Genomic DNA, 20,412 nt, shown 5'->3' on the forward strand with positions numbered 1-20,412 from the left:
TTGTGAGCGCTCCTACGGCAGCACGTAGGTGGGTGCTCCGTCCGCGGTGCAGCCCGTCTGCCGGATGCAGCCCCGCTTGAGCAGCTTCTTGCAGACGTCGACCACCGGAAACCAATACGTCCCGTCCGGCATCGTCAGTCTCCGCACCCGCGCCCCCGTGGCTGTGACTGATGTCCGAAGGAAGGGTTTTCACCCGATATAGCGAAAGAAGTATCGATTCATTCGATGGTGCTGAGCTGTCTACGCCGTCTTACCCCGACACCTCGCCGGACGGCTCGTGGAGTTCGAACCAGATGCTTTTGCCTTCGCCCCGGGGGTCCACTCCCCACAGGTCCGCGAGGAGTTCGACCAGCATCAGGCCCCGGCCGGAGGAGGCCAGTTCGCCGGGGCGGCGTTTGTGCGGGAGGTCGTCGCTGGTGTCGGTGACCTCGATGCGCATCCGGCGGGCGCCCGTCTCGCCGTGGACCTCCGCGAGGAGCAGTGCGTCCGCGTCGGTGTGGACCAGGACGTTCGTCAGCATCTCGGACAGCAGCAGGACCGCGGAGTCGACCTGGTCGGCGGAGGACCAGTCGTGCAGCAGTTCACGCAGGTGCTGGCGGGCGAATCCGACGCGTTGCGGTTCCGCCTGGGCCACCGAGAGCATCGTGCGACGGACCGCCGGCCGTGGGGTGACGGTGTCGCCGTGGCTCTCGTCCTGCCGGGACAGCAGCAGGACCGCGATGTCGTCCTCGCGGCGGTCGGCCAGGGGGCCGGTGGTGTGGTGGGAGGAGGGGCCGTGGACGGCCTGGACCAGGGCGTCGGCGAGTTCCTCCAGGTCGCCGTCATGGGTCTCCAGGATGGTGCGGATGCGCTTCCAGCCGGTCTCGAAGTCGTGGCCGCCGGTCTCGATCAGGCCGTCGGTGCAGAGCATGAGCGTTTCGCCGGGCTCCAGGACGATCCGGGTCGTGGGGTAGTCGGCGTCCGGGTCGATGCCGAGGGGGAGACCGCTGTCCGTACGGCGGGCCAGGACCGTGCCGTCGGTCATCCGGATCGCCGGCTCGGGATGGCCGGCCCGGGCGATCTCCAGGACGCCGGTCTCCGGGTCGACCTCGACGTAGAGGCAGGTCGCGAACCGTGGGTCGGTGGGGTCCCCGTCCCCGATGGAGCCGTACGTCATGCCGTTCAGGAAGCGGGAGGCGCGGGAGAGGACCGCGTCGGGGCGGTGGCCCTCGGAGGCGTAGGCGCGCAGGGCGATGCGGAGCTGGCCCATCAGGCCTGCCGCCCGTACGTCATGGCCCTGGACGTCCCCGATGACCAGGGCGAACCGGCCGCCCGCCCCTGCCCGGGAGGTTCCTCCGGGCAGGGGGATCATGTCGTACCAGTCGCCGCCGACCTGGAGGCCGCCGCCGGTGGGGACGTAGCGGGCGGCGATGGTCATTCCCGGTATCTCCGGGCCCAGGGTGGGGAGCATGGACCGTTGGAGGCCGTCGGTGAGCTCGCGTTCCGACTCTGTCACGCCGGCGCGGGACAGGGCCTGGGCCAGCATGCGGGCCACCGTCGTCAGTACCGAGCGTTCGTCCGGTGTGAACGCCACCGGGTAGGCGAAGCCCGCCATCCACGCGCCCATCGTGCGGCCGGCCACCGTCAGCGGCAGGAACGCCCAGGATTGGCGGTCGAAGTGCTGGGCGAGCGGCCAGGTGACCGGGTAGCGGGCGCGGTAGGCCTCGGCGCTGGAGAGATAGACGGCACGGCCGGTGCGTACGACCTCGGCGGCCGGATAGTCCGTGTCCAGGTCCATGTGGGAGAAGGGGCTCTCGTCGCCGGGCTGCTGGCCGTGGTGGCCGATGATCGTCAGGCGGTCGCCCTCGACGCCGAAGACGGCCAGGCCGTCGGGGCTGAAGCCGGGCATGGACAGGCCCGCGGCGACCCGTAGGACCTCGGCGGTCGAGCGGGCCTCGGCGAGGGCACGGCCCGCGTCCAGTAGGAAGGCCTCGCGGGAGCGTCGCCAGTCGCCGGTGACCGCGGTGCGCCCGGCGGGGGTGCCGGGCACCGGTTCGGTGACTTGCTGGAGGGTGCCGATCAGCTGGAACGACTTCTTGTCCGCGTCGTACGACGGCTTGGAGCGACTGCGTACGGTACGGATCACCCGGCCCAGCTTGTCCATGATCCTGATCCGGACCTCGGCGAGTGTGTCCTCGGCGACGGCGAGTCCGACGACGCTGATGATCTCGTTCCAGTCGACGGGATGGAGACGGGCGCGTGCCTGGGCCTCCGTGAGGGTGGTCCGCTCTGCGGGCAGGCCGAGCAGCCGAGCCGCCTCCGCGTCGACTGTGACCAGCTCCGTGGCGGTGTCCCAGTGCCATAGGCCGGTCGCGAGGGCGGTGAGGACGTCCCCCACGGCGGGCAGGGGCTCACCAGTGCGCATTGCCCTACTTTAAGAACAGGACATCCCGTAGTGCCACTGTTGACCGAGTCGTAATGGTGGGGAGGGGATACCGGAGCCCCGGTAGGCTTGGGGAAGTTTCACGTGAAACACACCCCGATCCGCGAAGGCTGGATGAACGACGATGCATCGGTACAGGTCCCACACCTGCGGCGAGCTCCGCGCCTCTGACGTCGGTACCGACGTCCGGCTGAGTGGCTGGCTGCACAATCGGCGCGACCTGGGCGGCATCCTCTTCATCGATCTGCGTGACCACTACGGCATCACGCAGCTGGTCGCCCGTCCCGGCACGCCCGCCTATGAGGCCCTCGACAAGCTGACCAAGGAGTCCACGGTCCGCGTCGACGGCAAGGTCGTCTCCCGCGGTGCCGAGAACATCAACGCGGACCTGCCCACCGGTGAGATCGAGGTCGAGGTCGGCGAGGTCGAGCTGCTCGGCGCGGCCGCCCCGCTGCCGTTCACGATCAACACCGAGGACGGGGTCAACGAGGAGCGGCGCCTGGAGTACCGCTTCCTCGACCTGCGCCGCGAGCGCATGCACAAGAACATCATGCTGCGGTCGTCGGTGATCGCCTCGATCCGCTCGAAGATGGTCGACCTCGGCTTCAACGAGATGGCGACCCCGATCCTGTCGGCGACCTCCCCCGAGGGCGCCCGTGACTTCGTGGTCCCCTCCCGTCTGAACCCGGGCAAGTTCTACGCCCTTCCGCAGGCGCCGCAGCAGTTCAAGCAGCTGCTGATGATCTCCGGCTTCGACCGCTACTTCCAGATCGCGCCCTGTTTCCGTGACGAGGACGCGCGTGCGGACCGTTCGCCGGGTGAGTTCTACCAGCTCGACGTCGAGATGAGCTTCGTCGAGCAGGAGGACGTCTTCCAGCCGATCGAGCGGCTCATGACCGAGCTGTTCGAGGAGTTCGGCGGCGGCCGTGAGGTCACCTCGCCGTTCCCGCGGATCCCGTTCCGCGAGTCGATGCTGAAGTACGGCTCCGACAAGCCGGACCTGCGTGCGCAGCTGGAGCTCGTCGACATCACCGACGTCTTCGAGGGCTCGGAGTTCAAGGCGTTCGCCGGCAAGCACGTGCGGGCGCTGGCGGTGCCGGACGTGTCCGCGCAGCCGCGGAAGTTCTTCGACCAGCTCGGTGACTTCGCGGTCTCGCAGGGCGCGAAGGGCCTGGCCTGGGTGCGGGTGGCCGAGGACGGTTCGCTGTCCGGCCCGATCGCGAAGTTCCTCACCGAGGAGAACGTCGCCGAGCTGACCAAGCGCCTCTCGCTGGCCGGCGGTCACGCGGTGTTCTTCGGCGCGGGCGAGTTCGACGAGGTCTCGAAGATCATGGGCGCGGTGCGGGTCGAGGCCGCCAAGCGTGCCGGGCACTTCGAGGAGGGCGTCTTCCGGTTCTGCTGGATCGTCGACTTCCCGATGTACGAGAAGGACGAGGAGACGGGCGCGATCGACTTCTCGCACAACCCGTTCTCCATGCCGCAGGGCGGTCTGGAGGCCCTGGAGTCCCAGGACCCGCTGGACATTCTGGGCTGGCAGTACGACATCGTCTGCAACGGCGTCGAGCTGTCCTCCGGAGCGATCCGGAACCACGAGCCGGAGATCATGCTCAAGGCGTTCGAGATCGCGGGCTACGACCGTGAGACCGTCGAGGAGAAGTTCGCCGGCATGCTGCGCGCGTTCCGCTTCGGCGCCCCGCCGCACGGCGGCATCGCCCCCGGCGTCGACCGCATCGTCATGCTGCTGGCCGACGAGCCCAACATCCGCGAGACCATCTCCTTCCCGCTCAACGGCAACGCCCAGGACCTGATGATGGGTGCGCCGACGGAGCTGGAGGAGACCCGGCTGAGGGAGCTGCACCTGTCGGTGCGCAAGCCGCAGCCGAAGTAGGCCGAGGCAGGTCTTTGAAGTTCAGGTGGCTCGGAACCGGCGTCGGTTCCGAGCCACTTTGCTATTCACAGCTCCTTCCGATGTTCCTGACAGGGAGTCCCCTTCTACGGTCCGTGTCCATGACGGACACTCAAGAACTCGACAGCACAGGGAAGTTGACGCGGCGTAAGGCCGTCGCGGTGGGCGCCGGGGCGGTCGCGGCGGTGGGCCTGGGAACCGGTGCCGCGGGCGCCCTGACCCTGGGGAGAAAGCCGGGGCCCGCCACCGGGGCCGAGGTCTGCTACAAGCTGACCTCGGAGACCACCGAGGGGCCGTACTACATCGACGCGGACAAGATCCGCCGGGACATCACCGAGGACCGGGAGGGCATTCCGCTCCTTCTCGACCTGAAGGTGATCGACACGGAGACGTGCAGGCCGGTCCGGAACGCCGCCGTCGACATCTGGCACTGCGACGCGGTGGGCGTCTACTCCGGCTACGAGGCCCAGAGCAACGGCGGCGGAGGCGGCCCCGCACCCACGGGAGAGCCGCCCACTGGGACGCCCACCGGCACGCCGACCGGCGTTCCCACCGGTCCTCCCCCGGGCGGCGGCCACCAGGAACCCACCGACGACACCCGCTATCTGCGCGGCACCTGGCGCACCGACAAGCACGGACACGTCGTCTTCCGGACCGTCTTCCCGGGCTGGTACCGGGGCCGCTGCGTCCACATCCACACCAAGGTGCATGTGGACGGCGAGTGGACGGACGCCGGTTACGAGGGTGGGCGCACCTGCCACACCGGCCAGTTCTTCTTCGACGAGGAGTCGGTCCTGGCCTCGGCGGAGCTGGAACCGTACGCCTCCAACCCCGCCGAGCGCACCACGCTCACCGAGGACATGATCTACGACCAGAGCGGCACGACGGGCGGTCTGCTCAGGCTGAGGTATCGCAAGGACGGCATCGGCAAGGGTGTCCGTGGGTCGATCACGGTCGGAGTGGACCCGGAGACGACGCACGACGGCTGATAAGGCTCCCCCGGGCTCCCACCTTCGCAAGCAGGGCTGCGGGTGCCCCTTCACCGCAGATTCACATACGTGGTCATGCGTCCAACCCATTGACCCGGAGGGGCACCCTCCGTATCGTCCTCGGGTGATCAAGTACATGACGCATGGCCATGTATGTGAACGCCGAGGGAGACAACGATGTCAGCCGAGAGTCGCGCCGTGGGGAAGTTCCTGCGCCGCATGATGCCGCTGCTGGTCCTGATGCTGCTGGTCAACAACCTGGACCGCACCAACGTGGGCTTCATCCAGGAGGATCTCCAGGCGGACGTCGGGGTCAGTGCGACCGCGTACGGCTTCGGGGCGGGGCTGTTCTTCATCGGGTACGCCCTCTTCGAGGTCCCCAGCAACATGCTGCTGGAACGGTTCGGCGCCCGGGTATGGCTGACCCGCATCATGATCACTTGGGGTCTGGTGATCGTGTCGATGTGCTTCATCCACAACGTCACGACGTTCTACGTCCTGCGCTTCCTGCTCGGTGTCGCGGAGGCCGGGTTCTTCCCCGGCGCCATGCTCTACATCACCCAGTGGCTGCCCGACTCCAGCCGGGGCCGGGCCACGGCGATCTTCCTGGGCGGTTCGGCCGCCGCAGGCATCGTGACCGGCCCGATCACCGGCGCCCTGCTGGAACTGCACGGAGCCGGCGGCATCGCGGGCTGGCGCTGGATGTTCGGCCTGGAGGGCGCCTTCTCGGTGGTCGTCGGTATCGCCGCGGGCTTCTTCCTGGTCTCCCGGATCGAGGACGCGCGCTGGCTCGACGCCGACGAGAAGGCGGCGCTGCGGGCCGCGGTCGCCGAGGACCAGCAGGCCCGCAGCCGCGCGCCCAAGGTGTCCCGGTTCAAGCTGTTGATCCACCCGCAGGTCCTGCTGCTGACCGGCGCCTTCTTCGCCATGACCCTCACCGGCTACGCGATCACCTTCTGGCTGCCGAGCCTGATCGAGGAGATCGGCGGATTGTCCTCCTTCCAGGTCGGCGTCCTGTCGGCGATCCCCGCGGTCTGCTCCATGATCGCCATGTACTCCATGAGCCGCTTCACCGACCGCGCCCCGGACCGTCGCCCCTTCCTTGCCGCCATGCTCGTCCTGTCCGCCGGCGGCACCTACCTCGCCACCCTGGGCAACCCCTGGTTCGGCCTCGTGGCGATCACCCTCGCCGGCGTCGGCTCGAAGTGCGCGGCCACCCTCTTCTGGCCGATGGCGCAGTCCGGCCTCGACCTGCGGATCGCCGCTCCGGGCCTCGCCCTCGTCAACTCCATCGGAAACCTCGGCGGTTTCGTCTCGCCGTTCCTCTTCGGCTATCTCAAGGACACAACCGGCAGCACCAACGGCGGCCTCTACACCCTGACCGCGGCGTCGCTGCTCGCGGTGATCGCGGTGAAGTACCTCCGGAGCCCCCGAGCCACCGTGGATCTGAAGGAGAGCACAGGAAGCCACAGTCCGCTCCCACGCTGAGGACAGTCTTCTTACCTAACTTGCTTGTCCATGACGGGAAACCAGCCGGAACAGCAGCAGGTGGCCAACGGGCCGAAACACAAGAAGGACCTCACGCGGCGCAAGGTCGTCGTGGCCGGAGCGGGTGCCGCCGTGGCGGTGGGTGCGGCCGGCACCCTCGCCGCGTCGGGTGCCTTCGCGGGCGAGGTGAAGGGTGGTCCCAGGGCCGCCTCCGCGAGCAGCACCTCCACCGCCGCGGAGGTCTGCTACAAACTCACCTCGGAGACCACCGAGGGCCCCTACTACATCGACGCGGACAAGCTCCGCCGGGACATCACGGAGGACAAGGAGGGCATCCCCCTCACCCTCCAGCTCAAGGTGATCGACTCCGAGACCTGCAAGCCCGTCGCCAACGCGGCCGTCGACATCTGGCACTGCGACGCGCTGGGCATCTACTCGGGCTACGAGAGCGCGTCCACCGGCGGTGGCGGCACCGTCCCGAGCGGTACGCCCACCGGTGAGCCGCCGACGGGCGCGCCGACCGGTGGCCCGCCCAGTGGCGGCGTCCATGAGGAGCCCACCGACGACGAGCGCTATCTGCGCGGCACGTGGAAGACCGACAAGCGCGGCCAGGTCACCTTCAGGACGATCTTCCCGGGTTGGTACCGGGGCCGCTGTGTGCACATCCACACCAAGGTCCACGTGGACGGCGAGTGGACGGACGCCGGTTACGAGGGCGGGCACACCTGTCACACCGGCCAGTTCTTCTTCGACGAGGAGTCCGTGCTGGCCTCCGCCGAGGTCGAGCCGTACTCCACCAACACCACCCCCCGCACCACGCTCACGGAGGACCACATCTACGACCAGAGCGGGACCACCGGGGGTCTGCTCAAGCTGAAGTACAACAAGAAGAACATCGCCAAGGGCGTCGTCGGCTCCCTGACGATGGGCGTCGAACCCGACGCGACGAACGACAACAACTGAGGAAACTCCGCGAACACGGACGAGGGCGCCCGGGACCGTGAAGTCCCGGGCGCCCTCTGCCGTATGACGGTGGGTCAGATCACCCAGAGCAGTCCGTTGCCGCCCAGGAGGGTGCCGCCCTGCTGGGTGAGGCCGAGGGAGGAAGCCGTGAACAGCTTGCTGCCCGTGGCCGTCGGCCGGGAGGAGCCGCCGGGCAACACCCAGACCGCGCCGGTGAAGTTGTTCTCCCCGGCCGCGCCGACGAACAGTTCCGGCCTGCCGTCCTTGTTCACGTCCCCGACCGAGACCGCCGTACCGAAGAAGTCGTCGGTCTCGGAGGCGCCCGGTACGCCCGCGGTGTCCTGGGAGAAGGAGTACGAACCGGTGCCGAGGGCGCCCGAGGAGCGGCCCGGTACGACGGTGACCTGGCCGGCGCGGTTCTTGGCGAGGTTCTCGTACGGCGAGCCGACCACGATGTCCGCGAGGCCGTCCCGGTTGAGGTCGGCCACGGCCAGCGCGCCGCCGAAGGCGTCGCCCTTCTCGCTCGAGCCCGGGACTCCCGCGGTGTTCTGCGTGATCTCGACGGGCACGGTGTCCTTCGCGATGCCGGTCGCCGAGCCGTACCAGACGAGGACGCGCCCGCCCGACTCGCCGTCCACGCCCGCCCTTTCGGGCTCGTCCGGGTCACCGGCCACGAGGTCGGCGTAGCCGTCGCCGTTGACGTCGCCGGAGGCCACGATGAGGCCGTCGCCCCGCAGTTCGTTGCCGGAGGCAGGGTTGGAGTAGACGTCTCCGCCCGTGCCGTTCGTGCGTACGGTGGCGGATGCCGGGTCGGGCACGGCGTTGCCGTCGAAGTCGCCGAGCGCGACGGACACGGTGGACGCGGTGTCGTTGTTGTACACGACGGACCCGAAGCTGCCGTTCCGTCTGAACGGCCCGCTGAAGTACAGGGATGCGTCGTCTCCGCTGACCGCGACCCGGGTCTTCGCCCCGGCCCCGGTGCTGAGCGCGGCGATGTCCTCACCGTAGTGACTCGGCGAGCCGGCCGGCGACGGCAGATCCGTCGCGCTCGTCAGTCCGCTGCTGCTCCCCCAAAGGACCGTCACCGTACCGGCGTTCGTCCCCTTCGACGTGTCCTCGGACGGCGATCCCACCACCAGGTCGGCGTAGCCGTCCCGGTTCAGGTCGGCCGTCGCGGTGGCGGCGCCGAAGCGGTCGTAGGCCTCCGCCGTGCCCGGTACCCCCGAGGTGTTCTGTGTGATCGTCCTGCGGCGGCTCGCCGCCAGGCCGGCGGACGAGCCGTACAGCACGACCACCGCCCCGGCCGATTCCTTGCCCGCCACGTTCGCGCCCGGCGCGGGCAGGACGGCGTCCTTGTAGCCGTCGCCGTTGAAGTCGCCCGGTACCCCACCGTGCACCGCTGCCGCCGGTACAGCCGACAGCAGGGTGCCCCCCATCAGTCCCGCGGCCACGAACGCGGCCGCGCCCCATCTTCGTATATGCGTCACGCGCGGATTGTAAAGGCGCCCGGGGCACAGTGGCCCAAGGCGCCTCGATCCGTGAACTACCGTTGCAGAAACGGGACTTGTAGCCGCCGAAGCCCGTCGCGATCGTCACCCGCGCTCCGAACGACCCCTGAAAGTCAGCAAACCCCATAGGCAGGGCAAAAGACCGTCTCCCGCCGTCATGGACATCCCATGGCGGCCGCACAGGTTCCTCGATGACATCGCACAGCGCGAAGTCGTCTCATGGAGGTCACGAGGTCACGAGGGCGCGTTGACCTGCTGACACGCTGGAGGAAGCGATGGGTCTCATGGTGCTTCTCGCACTGGTGCTGATTGCCGGGGCGGCTGTCGCGGTGGCCGCGCAGCGGCGTGCGGCCGGAGGAGCCGGAGTGGTTCCGCTCCCGCCCGTGGACGACTTCGACGCCCGAGCCGATGCCGAGCGGTGGGTCGAGCGGCTCGGCGGAAGCCTGTCCACGCTGGACGCGGGCGGGGACAAGGCCGCGGACCAGGCACTGACCGACGCGAACGAGCGGTACCGGGCCGCGCAGGGGCAGCTCGTCGCCGCCGGGACGCCCGCGCAGTACGCGATGGTGACGCAGGCCGCCGTGGAGGGCCTCTACTACGTCCGCGGCGCCCGTACCGCCCTCGGCCTCGATCCCGGCCCCGCCCTGCCGGACCTCGGTACGGCCACGGTCACCGCCCGGGACGGCCGGGTCACCGTCGACGAGCGGACGTACGCCGTCTCCGACCGTCCGGGCGGAGCGACGCCGTACTACTACCCAGGCGGGGTCGTCGGGGGCCGGCGGGTCCCGGGCGGCTGGTACAGCCGGCCCTGGTGGAAGACGGCGCTGGTCGCGGGGGCGGCGGGCGCGGGCGGCATGCTGCTCGCCGACGTGCTGTCCGACGGGTTCCACCAACACCGGCCGGGCGGCGGCCCGTTCGGCGGACCGGGCGGATTCGACGGCACCTTCTGAGCCGGACCGGCGGCCGCGGAAACCCGACCGAAGATCGCGGCAACCCTACGGAGACCAGCGGCGACTGAGTGGTCGTAAGGCCCTTCACGAGGGCTTCACACCCCGCTCACGTCGTACAACTCCGTAAGGACTCCCCTGTGGCTTCCCCCTCCCACCGCCGGTCCCTCCGCACCCGACGCACCCTGGTCGTCTCCGCCGCCGTGGTGGCGGCCGGAGTCGGTGCCGGAGTCGTCGTGATGAACGCGAACGCCGGCACCGTCGACCTGTACCACCAGACGCTCGCCGCGAAGGACGGCTGGGCGTCCTCCGGGACGGGGACGACCGGCGGCACCAAGGCCGACGCGGCACACACCTTCACCGTCTCCACGCGGGCACAGCTCGTGAAGGCGCTGGGGTCCGCGTCCGACACCACCCCGCGGATCATCAAGGTCAAGGGCACGATCGACGCCAACACGGACAATGCGGGCAAGAAGCTGACCTGCGCGAACTACGCGTCGGGTACCGGCTATTCGCTGGCGTCGTACCTGAAGGCGTTCGACCCCGCCACCTACGGCCGCTCGAAGCTGCCGTCGGGCACGCAGGAGACCGCGCGCGCCGCCGCGCAGAAGAAGCAGGCCGCGAACATCGTCTTCAAGGTGCCCGCGAACACCACGGTGGTGGGAGTGCCGGGCACGAAGGCCGGGATCTCCGGGGGCATGCTCCAGATCCAGAACGTCAACAACGTCATCGTCCGCAACCTCGCCTTCTCCGCCACCGAGGACTGCTTCCCGCAGTGGGACCCGACGGACGGCGACAAGGGCAACTGGAACTCCAACTACGACTCGGTGACGCTGCGTGGGGCGACCCACGTCTGGGCGGACCACAACTCGTTCACGGACGCGCCGCACCTGGACTCGGTGAACCCCAAGTACTACGGCCGCGAGTACCAGGTCCACGACGGGGAGCTGGACATCACCAAGAGCTCGGACCTGGTGACCGTCTCCCGCAACCAGTTCACCAACCACGACAAGACGATGCTGATCGGCAGCAGCGACAGCGAGCCGGGCGGCAAGCTGCGGGTCTCCATCCACCACAACGTGTGGAAGGGCATCGTCCAGCGGGCGCCCCTGTCCCGCGTGGGCCAGATCCACATCTACAACAACTACTACGACGTGTCGGCCCTCAACGGCTACGCGCTGCAGTACAGCATCAACTCCCGCGCCAAGGCCCAGGTCGTCGCCGCGGACAACTACTGGAAGGTCCCGTCGACGGTCAAGGTGTCGAAGCTGCTGAGCGGTGACGGCACGGGCGCCATCGCGGGCTCCGGAAACCAGGTCAACGGCACGGTGACGAACCTGGTCGCCGCGTACAACGCCGCGTCCTCGAAGGACCTGAAGACCACGGTCAACTGGACACCGACCCTGACGGCAGGCCTGGAGACCTCGGCATCCTCGGTGAAGAACCTCCCGACGTCGCTGGCCACGACGACCGGCGCGGGCGTGCTCAAGTAGCACACGAGACACGCGAGGGCCGGGTGACCACGAGCTCCCGGCCCTCGTGTACCGAGACAGCAAGGGCTGGTACCGCACCGCTCAGGTGTCGTAGGACCCGTCCCAGGGCTCCCCGAAGGCGAGGCGGTCCGGGTAGAGCTCCGCCCACTGTTCGCCGTCGTCCTCGCGGATCACCAGGCCGAAGCGGACGCCCTCGTGGGTGACGCTGAAGGGCCGGATCGCGATGTCCGTGTAGGAGCGTCGGGGCAAGCTGCGCAGCAGGGTCGCGCGGTGGATCTGGGCACGGGTCAGGGGCGCGGCGTCACCCTGCGGGTCGCGCTGCTGGTCCGCCCAGGTGCCCGCACACCAGATGTCCGAGTCGCGGTAATTGCCCTCCGTGTCGAAGGTGTGCAGCACCGCATAGAGACGTTTCTGCTCTTCCCAGCCCTCTTCGAGGTGGAACCCCTCGGGGAAGGCATAGGTGATCGACGCCAGGAACTGACCCTCCGCATACCGCCCGATCGTCTCGGTGCGGTGCCTCGGCTCGTAGGCGACAGGAATGACACCGGGCACGGCCATGGCGCAAACCATACGGCTTGGCGGGGACACGTCGATGCCCGGGTCGGTATCACCGTCGTATCGCCGTCGTCGAGTCGGCACTTTTCTCGGAGGGCGCTCAGCGCTGTTCGCCGGTTCCGGTTTCGTAGCGCGGCAGGTTCTCCGTGGAGATGGTCCAGTCGCCGATGGTGACGTCCTCGCCGTAGACGAAGTCCTTGCGGGTGGCGTAGCGGGGTCCTTCGGGGGTGGGGTGGGTGTCGGTGAGGACGGCGCCGGTGCCGGTGCGGGGGTCGAAGATCGCGTAGACGGGGATGCCGATCAGGGGGTAGTCGCGGACCTTGGAGACCCAGTCGTTGTCCGGATTGGAACGCGAGACGATTTCCACGGCGGCGACGAGCGAGTGGGGATCGAAGGATCCGTCCCCCTCCATCTCGGCCTCGCTGATCACCATCACATCGGGGCGACGCATGACCCCCTCGGGTTCGTCCTCGACATCGGGTTCACCCGTGTGGGCCACGAGCGCCTCCGGCATCACCTTCTCCAGGCGCTTGCGGACGCGCAGCACGGTGAGCTCGTGCGGCTTGGAGGGCGACACCATGTCGAGGACGATCCCTTCCTTGGTGATCTCGAACCTGCCGGGAAGGGTGTCGTCCGTGGAATGCACGAAGTCCCGCATGGCCCGGTAGAGGTGGGAAGTGCCCTGCCGCGCGTCGTCCGGTGCGATGGCCATGGCGCTCGCTCCTCGTCTGTGCCCAGGGGCAAGGATCGTCGCCTTCATGCTAGGCGGCCTCCGGAGGATCGGATCGGCAGTCGCGGCAGCGGCCGGGATCTGGGGCACGGAAGGGGCGGTCGCATCCGTCGCAGTGCTGGAAGGGGTGTCTGGGTTGCGGGGCCGGTGGGGCCGGGGGCCGCAGCGGGGGCAGCGGCGGTAGCTGGGCGGTCAGGCGGTGGGCCAGGAACGCGGCCGGGCGGATCAGGGGTTCCATCGGCAGGTCCGCGACGAGGGCGTGGCGTACGGCGGTGGGGGTGAGGTCGCGTTCCAGCCAGGCGGCCACGCCGGGAGCGAGGTGGTCGGCGTCGATGGCGGAGAGGAGGAGCCGGGGGTCGAGGCGGCGAAGGCCGGCGAGGACGTCGACGGCTGTCTGGAGCAGGGCGGGGGAGGTGTATCCGGGCTGCGGTACGGCGGGGAGGCGCTTCTTGCGGGGAGGGGCCTTCTCCGGAGCCGGGCGGCGGGTCGGCGTGCTGGAGCTCTCGGTGAGGGTGCCGGTCCGGTGTCCGGGCCGGTTGCAGGAGACCGTGCGCGTGACGACCTGGCCGGTGGGCGTGCGCTTGCGGGTACGGCTCAGGTAACCGTGCGCCTCAAGCTCGCGGAGGGCGGCGGCGATACGGGTGGGGCCCTCGGGGAACCGGTCGGCGAGGGTCTTGATGTCGACGGCCGTGCCCTGTCGCACCGACTGGATGTAGCACGCCAGCCCGATGGCGAGCAGGGACAGCTCCTGGTGCTGGGCGAGGTGGTTGCCGATCACCGTGAACTTCTCGGTGTGGCGGGCGTTGTCGTGGACGACGCCGGAGTGAGGCCGCGCGTGGGGGTGGTTTTTGCCCGGGATACGGGACTGGGCGCGCGGGGGCGCGCTAGGGTTTTCGGTGTCCATCGGGAAGCCTCTATCTTCCTCGGTGGTCAGGCCCTCGCACTGGGATTGCAGTCCCGGCGAGGGCCGTCGCATGTCTGGGGTTGTGTCTTGCTGGGGTGAGCGTAAGGCAGGCAACCAGTCCCAAATCCAGCCGAGTTGGGCATATTCACTCGCGCGAGTGAGTTTGCCCGGCGGGAGGGAGGGGTGGGGCTTGGTGAGGTGCTTTCTCCCCAGTGGGTGGTTCATAGGGAGCGCAGGTGGGGCCGGAGCGTGGGTCGTCGGACTCTGGTGATTCGGCTGCTGGAAAAGTGAGTTCGGCCCAGATCGTCTTGCCCGGGGCCAAACCCGGGGCGACTCCCCAGCGGTCGGCGAGGGCGTCTACGAGGATCAGGGCGCGGCCGGTTTCGCTGTCGGGGGCGATGCGGTGGGGGACCGCAGGACGCTGAAGTCGCGTGCGGGGTGGCCGGGTTCGGTGGGGTGGACTGAGGCTTCGGCACGTTCTTGATTCACATCACTCGGCGTGGCCGGGTGTGCTTACCGTGAGGAGTGACGGCATCGGTACGCAGAGCGACTGTCCAGGCCTTGTCCAGAGGTGTCCAGGCTGTCCGGAGGGTGCGTACGGGTAGGGGCGTTGCGGCACGGTCGTACGACGGAGAGGTGCGCGATGTCGGTGGACGCGGAGGCGGGACGGCTCAAGACGGAGGCGGACGAGCCGGGTTGGGAGGTGGACCCGGACGACGACTGGGGTGTGGCCGTCATCGCCACCGTGGGGCGGCAGTTGAGGCTGCGGCGCGAGGCGGTGGGGATGCGGGTGCCCGACTTCGGGACGGCGGTCGGGTACGGCGAGGACCTGGTGTACAAGATCGAGGCGGGAAAGCGGATTCCGCGCCAGGAATACCTCGACAGGGCCGACGAGGTGCTGAATGCGGGCGGGCTAATCGCGGCGGCGTGGGAGGACGTCAAGAAGGTCCGGTATCCGAAGAAGGTGCGGGCGCTGGCGAAGATGGAGGCCAAGGCTGTCGAAATCGGGGTGTACGAGTGCAGCAACATCCACGGACTGCTGCAGACGCCTGAGCACGCTCGGGCCTTGCTGGAATCGTGGAAGCCTGCGTACTCACCGGAGGACCTGGAGCGACTGGTCGCAGCTCGTGTGGCCAGGCAGTCCATCTACGAGCGGACGCCCGCTCCCGCCCTCGGTCTCGTCCTCGAAGAGGCAACGCTGCACCGCAGGGTTGGAGGCACAATGGTGAGGCGGCAGCAGTTCGAACGTCTGCTGGAGGTTGGGCGGTTGCCCAACGTCACGCTTCAGGTGATGCCGCTGGACAGTGCACCGCACCCCGGGATGAGCGGCAGGATCGAGTTGCTGAAGTTCGAGGACGGCACGGCAGTCGGGCGCGCCGACGGGGCTTTCAACGGCCGCCCGGTCCAGGACCTGAGGGAGCTGCGCATCCTTGAGCTGCGGTATGGCACCATCCGGGCCCAGGCTCTTCCCCCGAGGGAGTCACTGGCCCTCGTCGAACGACTGCTGGGAGAAACATGATCCGCAAGCCCACCGCCGGTGACGCCTCCGAACTGGCGTGGTTCAAGAGCAGCTACAGCAGCGGCCCTGACGGTGACTCTTGCGTCGAGATCGCCGCCACCTCCACGACCGTCCACGTCCGCGACTCAAAGAACACCTGGGGCCCCCACCTGGGTTTCGCCCCGGAAGCGTGGTCGGGCTTCGTGACGTACGCGTCCAGTTCCGCTCTCAGGGGTTAGCGCGGGACGCCGCGGTTTTTCAAGGGCGGTTCAGCAGATTGCCGAACACGGGACCAACATGGCCGTTGTCCAGTTGGAGCGAGTCCGACTTCCGTTCTGCGACCGGTTCCAGCAGGGACTGGATGTTGCACTCCCAGGCCTGGCACAACGCGCGCAAGAAGTATCCGGGGATGCTTCCCGACACACGCCACCACATCTTCTGCCAAGTCAACGCGGTGTGGTCGCGAGCGTACTCGTAGGCCGCGTCACGGTGCGCACCGTAGGGGAAGACATCCGACACAGGTGAGCCCGGATAATTTTCGGACATGACGATCCAATTGTCGGGCATTTGTATCCGATGCCCGGAGCGGGAGTGGTAGATCTCCGGGGGCCTGGTGTTCATGGCCAGGGGTGATCCGCCGACAATGAAGATCTTGCCGTGTTGAACGGCCCACTCGGTGATGCCGGAGGGGCGGAGCACGCCCTGTGATGTGATGGCGAAGGCCACGTCCTCGGGGAGCGAGCCGAAGGTGTGGTAGAGAGTGCCGGCCAATTCCAGCTGTAGATGATCGTCGAACTGCCCAGTGCTGCGCAGCTGTTGTTCCTGAGTCCGTACCCATTCCCGCACCTGGTCCTGCTCCACGGCCAGGGTGGCCCGGTCCCGTGACGCGCGACTGGGCTGTCCGGTGAGATACCCGGCGAAGGAGGACGACCGGTCGGCCAGGAAACCACCGAGCGTAACGATTCCCGAGATGTGGTATCCGTCCTCGTAGTAGAGGTCGTTCCAGAGCGTGGCCAGCCCGATGCGAGTTCCGTTCTCGTCGCGGAGTTCGGTGGCCCGTGCGACGAAGTCGTCCCGCATCTGCAGACGTCGCTTCTCCTCTCCGACGCGCCAGTCGTCCGCCACGACAGGGTAGAGACGGTCGAAGACCGCATCGGGCTCGCCGGTGGCCAGTGAGAACGGGGTGAGAGCATCGCCGTCAGGGGAAGCCGGCTCCCACGAGTGGATGGGAACCGAGTTCTCCACGACCAGGCGCTGGACCAATTGGAAGAGCCGGTCGTCCGCTGTGATGTGGAGGAGACCCCGCAGGTCGTTGGGGTTCTTCTTGAGCTTGACGCGGACAGTCGTGCCTTCCGGGACCCAGCCCTTCACCAGCATAGGAGTCAGCAGGGGACGCTGGGAGGGGCCGTCGAAGGTGAGGCGCCGGGCGTCCTGGACCGCCTGGTCGTAGCGGCGGGTGATCAGTTCCACCTCGTTGCCGAGCAGGAAGACAGAGAAGAAGCCGATGCCGAACCGACCGCTCGGGGTGAAGCCGCCGCCGGCCAGTCCGGGAAGGCGGTTGCGGATTTCGGGGGAGCTCCAGCCGCTGTTGCCGAAGTCGAGAAGGCCATGAATGAGGGTCTCCTCGTCCATGCCGACTCCGTTGTCGCGCACTTCCAGATACCAGGAGCCGTCTGTCTCGGTCAGCCGGATCTCGATGCGTCCGTCAGGGAAGCCGGGCTGCAGTGCCTGGCGCGCGCGGACCGCGTCCTGGGCGTTCTGGATGAGTTCCCGTACCGCGGCTTCAGGCTCGTCCCCGTACAGCTGCTCTCCGCCCAGGTTCCTGACCAGGGCGGGTACATCGGAGACTTTCACCGTCGCGTCGATGGGGCGCCAGCCCTGCGCGGGGAAGTGATCGGCGAAACGCTCCGGCGAGTCGACCCCGGCGACGGCACGGGCCGCGAGGCGCTTTCGTCCGAGGTCGTGCAGGAGGGCGTCGACGGCCTTCAACTCCTGGTCGATGCCGCGCAGATAGTCGAGAGCCAGCCACCAGGAAGGTGCGTCTTCCGGGAGAAAGGGGCGCGCCGAGCTGTAGGTGACCCGGTCGCCGTTCAGGTCCGGCCGACCGACATGGGTCTGGAAGCGCCAGTGCTCGCGGGAGAGACCCTGGGGATTGCGCAGCGCGAACAACAGGGTCGGGGCACGTCGGCCGTCGATCTGGGTCACGTCGGCCAGCCGCAGGACGCAGGCCAGTTTGAGCTGGTCGATAGTCCAGTCGCGTGGCTGCCACGGCCATGAGCTCGACTCCCGGGGGAACTCACCCGCCAGTCGGTCCACCGGCCACCAGTGGCTCGCCGCCAGCTTGCCGATCAGCGGGCCGTACGCCTCCCGCAACAGGACGTCCCCCAGGAGATGGATCTCATTGCCCGCGCTCGACCGCCATGACTGGTCCACCAGCCGACGGGCCTGCTCGGCGTGTGATTCGCGGATCGCGGTGGCCCGGCACGCGGCGGCGATCTCGGCGGGTGGGTCGTCGAGTTGGTCCTGATCCGGCCAGCATCCCTTCTGGTGGTAGTAGGCCACCGACAGAAGATCGCGCCATCGCTCCTCTCCCAGGACCTCGGGCACACTCGTCCCGTATGCGGCCTCCCCCATTGCGGCGTCGTGGAACACGAAGGCACAGCCCAGCACGTACGCCTCCGCGGGATTCAGCTTCACCGCGGTGCCGCACACGAGATCGGCCGTCTCCCACAGGGCGTCCACGTGAGTGATGTCGTGGACCGTGAAATCGGGCATGCTGCGCGCGTTCTCCCGGAGGACCACAGCGGCCTCCTTCCTCAGCCCCACATACGACGAACGCAGCCGCTCGCGCTGTTCGGCGTGCGGGTCGTCACCCGACTGAGTAGCCAGAGTCTTCTGCCACAGGGACGTGCTGGTGTAGTCGTGCTCGGGCACTGGGGACGATCACCTCATAGCTGGCAGGAGGAACAGCGCGGCGATCAACCACATGGTGATTACCGAGACCATGATGAAGAGCAGCACGTAAGTCTCGTACCAGCGAAGGAAGTTGCCTGGCTGTGGACGCTTTCGAAAGGCCGGGCCGACGAACTCGTCGGTGATGTCGCACTCTTCGTTGCGGTAGTCGAGCCAGTTCATCGCTCCGACCACGATCAGAGTGCTGGTGAAGGCGGCGACGACTGTCACGAGGACGAGTAGCCCGATCACTCCGCCGCGCGCGGTGTCCGGTGCCACGTCCCACTTCTGGTAGCCGACGAAGAGGAGCAGAGCCGCACTGACCAGTGCGGTGGCGAGCGTCTGGTAGAGCGTGAGGAAGCGGTGCGCGTTCTCGTTCACCGCGTGGATCTGCTGGAGGATGTACCGGTATCGCTCCAGCGCGAACTCATTGCGAACCGAAGCCGTTTCTGGCCTGGTCTCTCCCGGTGCCGCCATCGCCCCCCCCGTCCGGTTTAGCAGCATAGGCAACTCACCTTTGCCCGGTGCTGGTTTCGTCGACACTTCTGAACCAGGACTGGAACGTCGGGGAGTCACTCGTCGCGGGCGCTACGGCCGCCAGGCGGCGAGCACGTCCCGTGGTCCCCACACCAGTCCGACGTCTCTGGCTTTCACCGCGGACGTCGTTCCTGTCAGGGACACGACGGCCACATTGGCGATGTCGGAGATGAAACCGGGGATCTCCGAGGCGCCTTGGGTCAGGGTGGTCAGGTCTGCCTGATCGAAGGGTGTGGTCAGCCACTTCACGGATCCCGCGAAGTGTACGGTCCCGGCCACGGGTGCGCGATCGGCGCCGACGAGGTCGACCTCTGGTGCGAACTGCCGGTTCCACCAGCCGCCGACGACTTCGGTGTCCGGCCAGGGGAAGTCCCCGGACGCGGCGGCGAGTTCCAGTGCCTGGCGGATCATGGGCTCGACAGCACGGCCCCGCCAGGCCGCCCACCGTCGCTCTACCACGCGGTACGCGGCTTCGGAACGACCGCGTCTGGACAGCTCCTGCGCGGAGCGCGTGGCAGCCAGATAGAGGCGCAGGTTGCTGTCGGCCACACGGTAGAGGGCGGGTTTGCCGGGCTTGGTGGAGAGAGGCGCGTCCGAGGCGAGGACCCGCTTCTCCTCGGTGAGGCGGCGGAGCAGGGGGGACAGTACCCCCGATGGCAGCGCGCCGCTCTGGCTTCCCGCGGTCGCGGCGATGTTGGCGTGCGTACGGTCGCCGCTGCCCACCGCCTCCAGGACCCGCCGGGACTGGTCGGGTGCCGGGAACTCGGCCATCAGGGCGGCCTCCGGCACACCGAACAGGGGCGAGGCCGGGTCGGCGCATTCGGACTTGATGAAGTCGAGCGCCGGGGTGCCGTGCGGCCAGGCGCGCAGAATCCCCGGAAGGCCGCCGGAGACGAGGTGTGCGTCGATGGCGTCGGCCGCTTCCAGGCCCAGCGCGTCGCCTGTCTCCGCCGGATTCAACGGGCCGAGGACGAGGCTGTCGGCTCGTCCGTAGAAGGGGCGGTCGTACGCCGTGAACCGTTCCATCATGTGCAGATCGCTGCCGAGCAGGAGAAGAAGCACGGGGCGGCCGGACAGAAGCCGGTCCCACGCGGTCTGTAGCGCGCCGTCGAACACGGGATCCTGCTCTGCGAGCCAGGGCAGTTCGTCGAGCACGACGACGCAGGGAGAGTCCGGCAGCAGGGCGGCCAGGGTGCGCAGGGCATCCGGCCAGTTGGTGGGGGCGGTCCGGGGCACGATTTCCCGGTCGGCGGGGAGCGAGGACTCGCTCAGTTCCGTCATAAAGTCGGCGATGCCCTCCAAAGGCGAGGCGCCCTTGGTCGCGGTGAAGAAGACGTACGGTCGGCCCGCGCGGTCGCAGAACTCCTGCACGAGCCGGGACTTCCCGACCTGACGGCGCCCTCTGATGGCGACCGCAACGCCGGCCCCGTCAGCGGTGACGCGGGCGAGGCGTTTGTGGAGGAGAGCCAGCTCGGTTTCACGGCCTACGAAGGGGCTGGGCATCGTCGGCAACTCCCCGA

At 68.5% G+C, this 20,412-nt stretch carries 17 protein-coding genes; 8 read left to right on the top strand and 9 right to left on the bottom strand.

Going from position 1 to position 20,412, the window contains the following annotated elements; all coding sequences use genetic code 11:
* Nucleotides 1-12 precede the first annotated feature (12 nt).
* The gene (locus OHT57_RS25520; RefSeq protein WP_328748816.1) at nucleotides 13-147 is read right to left on the bottom strand and encodes a hypothetical protein; all 135 of its coding nucleotides are present in this window, start codon (nucleotides 145-147) and stop codon (nucleotides 13-15) included.
* 103 nt (nucleotides 148-250) lie between these two features.
* The gene (locus tag OHT57_RS25525) at nucleotides 251-2,404 is read right to left on the bottom strand and encodes a SpoIIE family protein phosphatase (protein ID WP_328748817.1); all 2,154 of its coding nucleotides are present in this window, start codon (nucleotides 2,402-2,404) and stop codon (nucleotides 251-253) included.
* A 142-nt stretch (nucleotides 2,405-2,546) separates the two neighbouring features.
* On the opposite strand from OHT57_RS25525, the gene aspS reads away from it, so the two are divergent.
* The 4 genes from aspS to OHT57_RS25545 all read left to right on the top strand — a co-directional run bounded on the left by aspS (nucleotide 2,547) and on the right by OHT57_RS25545 (nucleotide 7,768).
* Nucleotides 2,547-4,310 (top strand): aspartate--tRNA ligase, encoded by a 1,764-nt coding sequence (gene aspS, locus OHT57_RS25530; protein WP_328748818.1) that lies wholly within the window; start codon nucleotides 2,547-2,549, stop codon nucleotides 4,308-4,310.
* A 119-nt stretch (nucleotides 4,311-4,429) separates the two neighbouring features.
* Complete coding sequence (locus OHT57_RS25535) at nucleotides 4,430-5,317, top strand: intradiol ring-cleavage dioxygenase (protein ID WP_328748819.1); 888 nt, start codon at nucleotides 4,430-4,432, stop codon at nucleotides 5,315-5,317.
* A gap of 177 nt (nucleotides 5,318-5,494) precedes the next feature.
* Nucleotides 5,495-6,805: an MFS transporter gene (locus tag OHT57_RS25540; protein ID WP_328748820.1), complete on the top strand. Its 1,311-nt coding sequence runs from the start codon at nucleotides 5,495-5,497 to the stop codon at nucleotides 6,803-6,805.
* Nucleotides 6,806-6,835: 30 nt separating this feature from the next.
* On the top strand, nucleotides 6,836-7,768 hold the full coding sequence (locus OHT57_RS25545; protein WP_328748821.1) for an intradiol ring-cleavage dioxygenase: 933 nt from the start codon (nucleotides 6,836-6,838) through the stop codon (nucleotides 7,766-7,768).
* A gap of 74 nt (nucleotides 7,769-7,842) precedes the next feature.
* On the opposite strand, the gene OHT57_RS25550 is transcribed toward OHT57_RS25545, so the two are convergent.
* Nucleotides 7,843-9,255: a VCBS repeat-containing protein gene (locus OHT57_RS25550; RefSeq protein ID WP_328748822.1), complete on the bottom strand. Its 1,413-nt coding sequence runs from the start codon at nucleotides 9,253-9,255 to the stop codon at nucleotides 7,843-7,845.
* A 305-nt stretch (nucleotides 9,256-9,560) separates the two neighbouring features.
* Between OHT57_RS25550 and OHT57_RS25555 the strand changes: the two genes are divergently transcribed.
* Entirely contained in the window at nucleotides 9,561-10,226 is a 666-nt protein-coding gene (locus OHT57_RS25555) for a hypothetical protein (protein WP_328748823.1), read from the top strand.
* A gap of 137 nt (nucleotides 10,227-10,363) precedes the next feature.
* The gene (locus OHT57_RS25560; RefSeq protein WP_328748824.1) at nucleotides 10,364-11,716 is read left to right on the top strand and encodes a pectate lyase family protein; all 1,353 of its coding nucleotides are present in this window, start codon (nucleotides 10,364-10,366) and stop codon (nucleotides 11,714-11,716) included.
* 81 nt (nucleotides 11,717-11,797) lie between these two features.
* Here the strand turns inward: OHT57_RS25560 and OHT57_RS25565 are convergent, their stop codons facing one another.
* From OHT57_RS25565 to OHT57_RS25575, 3 genes are all read right to left on the bottom strand, one after another.
* Nucleotides 11,798-12,274: a hypothetical protein gene (locus tag OHT57_RS25565; RefSeq protein WP_328748825.1), complete on the bottom strand. Its 477-nt coding sequence runs from the start codon at nucleotides 12,272-12,274 to the stop codon at nucleotides 11,798-11,800.
* A gap of 97 nt (nucleotides 12,275-12,371) precedes the next feature.
* Nucleotides 12,372-12,983, bottom strand: coding sequence for a Uma2 family endonuclease (locus OHT57_RS25570; protein WP_328748826.1), 612 nt, complete (start codon nucleotides 12,981-12,983; stop codon nucleotides 12,372-12,374).
* 49 nt (nucleotides 12,984-13,032) lie between these two features.
* A complete protein-coding gene (locus OHT57_RS25575) occupies nucleotides 13,033-13,905 on the bottom strand; it encodes a helix-turn-helix domain-containing protein (RefSeq protein WP_328748827.1) in 873 nt (290 codons plus the stop codon).
* Nucleotides 13,906-14,548: 643 nt separating this feature from the next.
* Here OHT57_RS25575 and OHT57_RS25585 point away from each other — a divergent pair.
* Together OHT57_RS25585 and OHT57_RS25590 are read left to right on the top strand one after the other, a co-directional pair.
* A complete protein-coding gene (locus OHT57_RS25585) occupies nucleotides 14,549-15,424 on the top strand; it encodes a helix-turn-helix domain-containing protein (protein WP_328748828.1) in 876 nt (291 codons plus the stop codon).
* Nucleotides 15,421-15,642: a DUF397 domain-containing protein gene (locus tag OHT57_RS25590; protein ID WP_328748829.1), complete on the top strand. Its 222-nt coding sequence runs from the start codon at nucleotides 15,421-15,423 to the stop codon at nucleotides 15,640-15,642. Before OHT57_RS25585 ends, OHT57_RS25590 begins: the two co-directional genes overlap by 4 nt.
* 19 nt (nucleotides 15,643-15,661) lie before the next feature.
* Here OHT57_RS25590 and OHT57_RS25595 read toward each other — a convergent pair whose 3' ends face one another.
* The 3 genes from OHT57_RS25595 to OHT57_RS25605 all read right to left on the bottom strand — a co-directional run bounded on the left by OHT57_RS25595 (nucleotide 15,662) and on the right by OHT57_RS25605 (nucleotide 20,395).
* A complete protein-coding gene (locus OHT57_RS25595; RefSeq protein WP_328748831.1) occupies nucleotides 15,662-18,337 on the bottom strand; it encodes an HD domain-containing protein in 2,676 nt (891 codons plus the stop codon).
* Nucleotides 18,338-18,346: 9 nt separating this feature from the next.
* Entirely contained in the window at nucleotides 18,347-18,859 is a 513-nt protein-coding gene (locus OHT57_RS25600) for a hypothetical protein (protein WP_328748832.1), read from the bottom strand.
* Between the two features lie 84 nt (nucleotides 18,860-18,943).
* A complete protein-coding gene (locus tag OHT57_RS25605) occupies nucleotides 18,944-20,395 on the bottom strand; it encodes an ATP-binding protein (RefSeq protein ID WP_328748833.1) in 1,452 nt (483 codons plus the stop codon).
* Nucleotides 20,396-20,412 lie beyond the last annotated feature (17 nt).

The sequence above is a fragment of the Streptomyces sp. NBC_00285 genome, from assembly GCF_036174265.1.
Classification (GTDB): Bacteria; Actinomycetota; Actinomycetes; order Streptomycetales; family Streptomycetaceae; genus Streptomyces.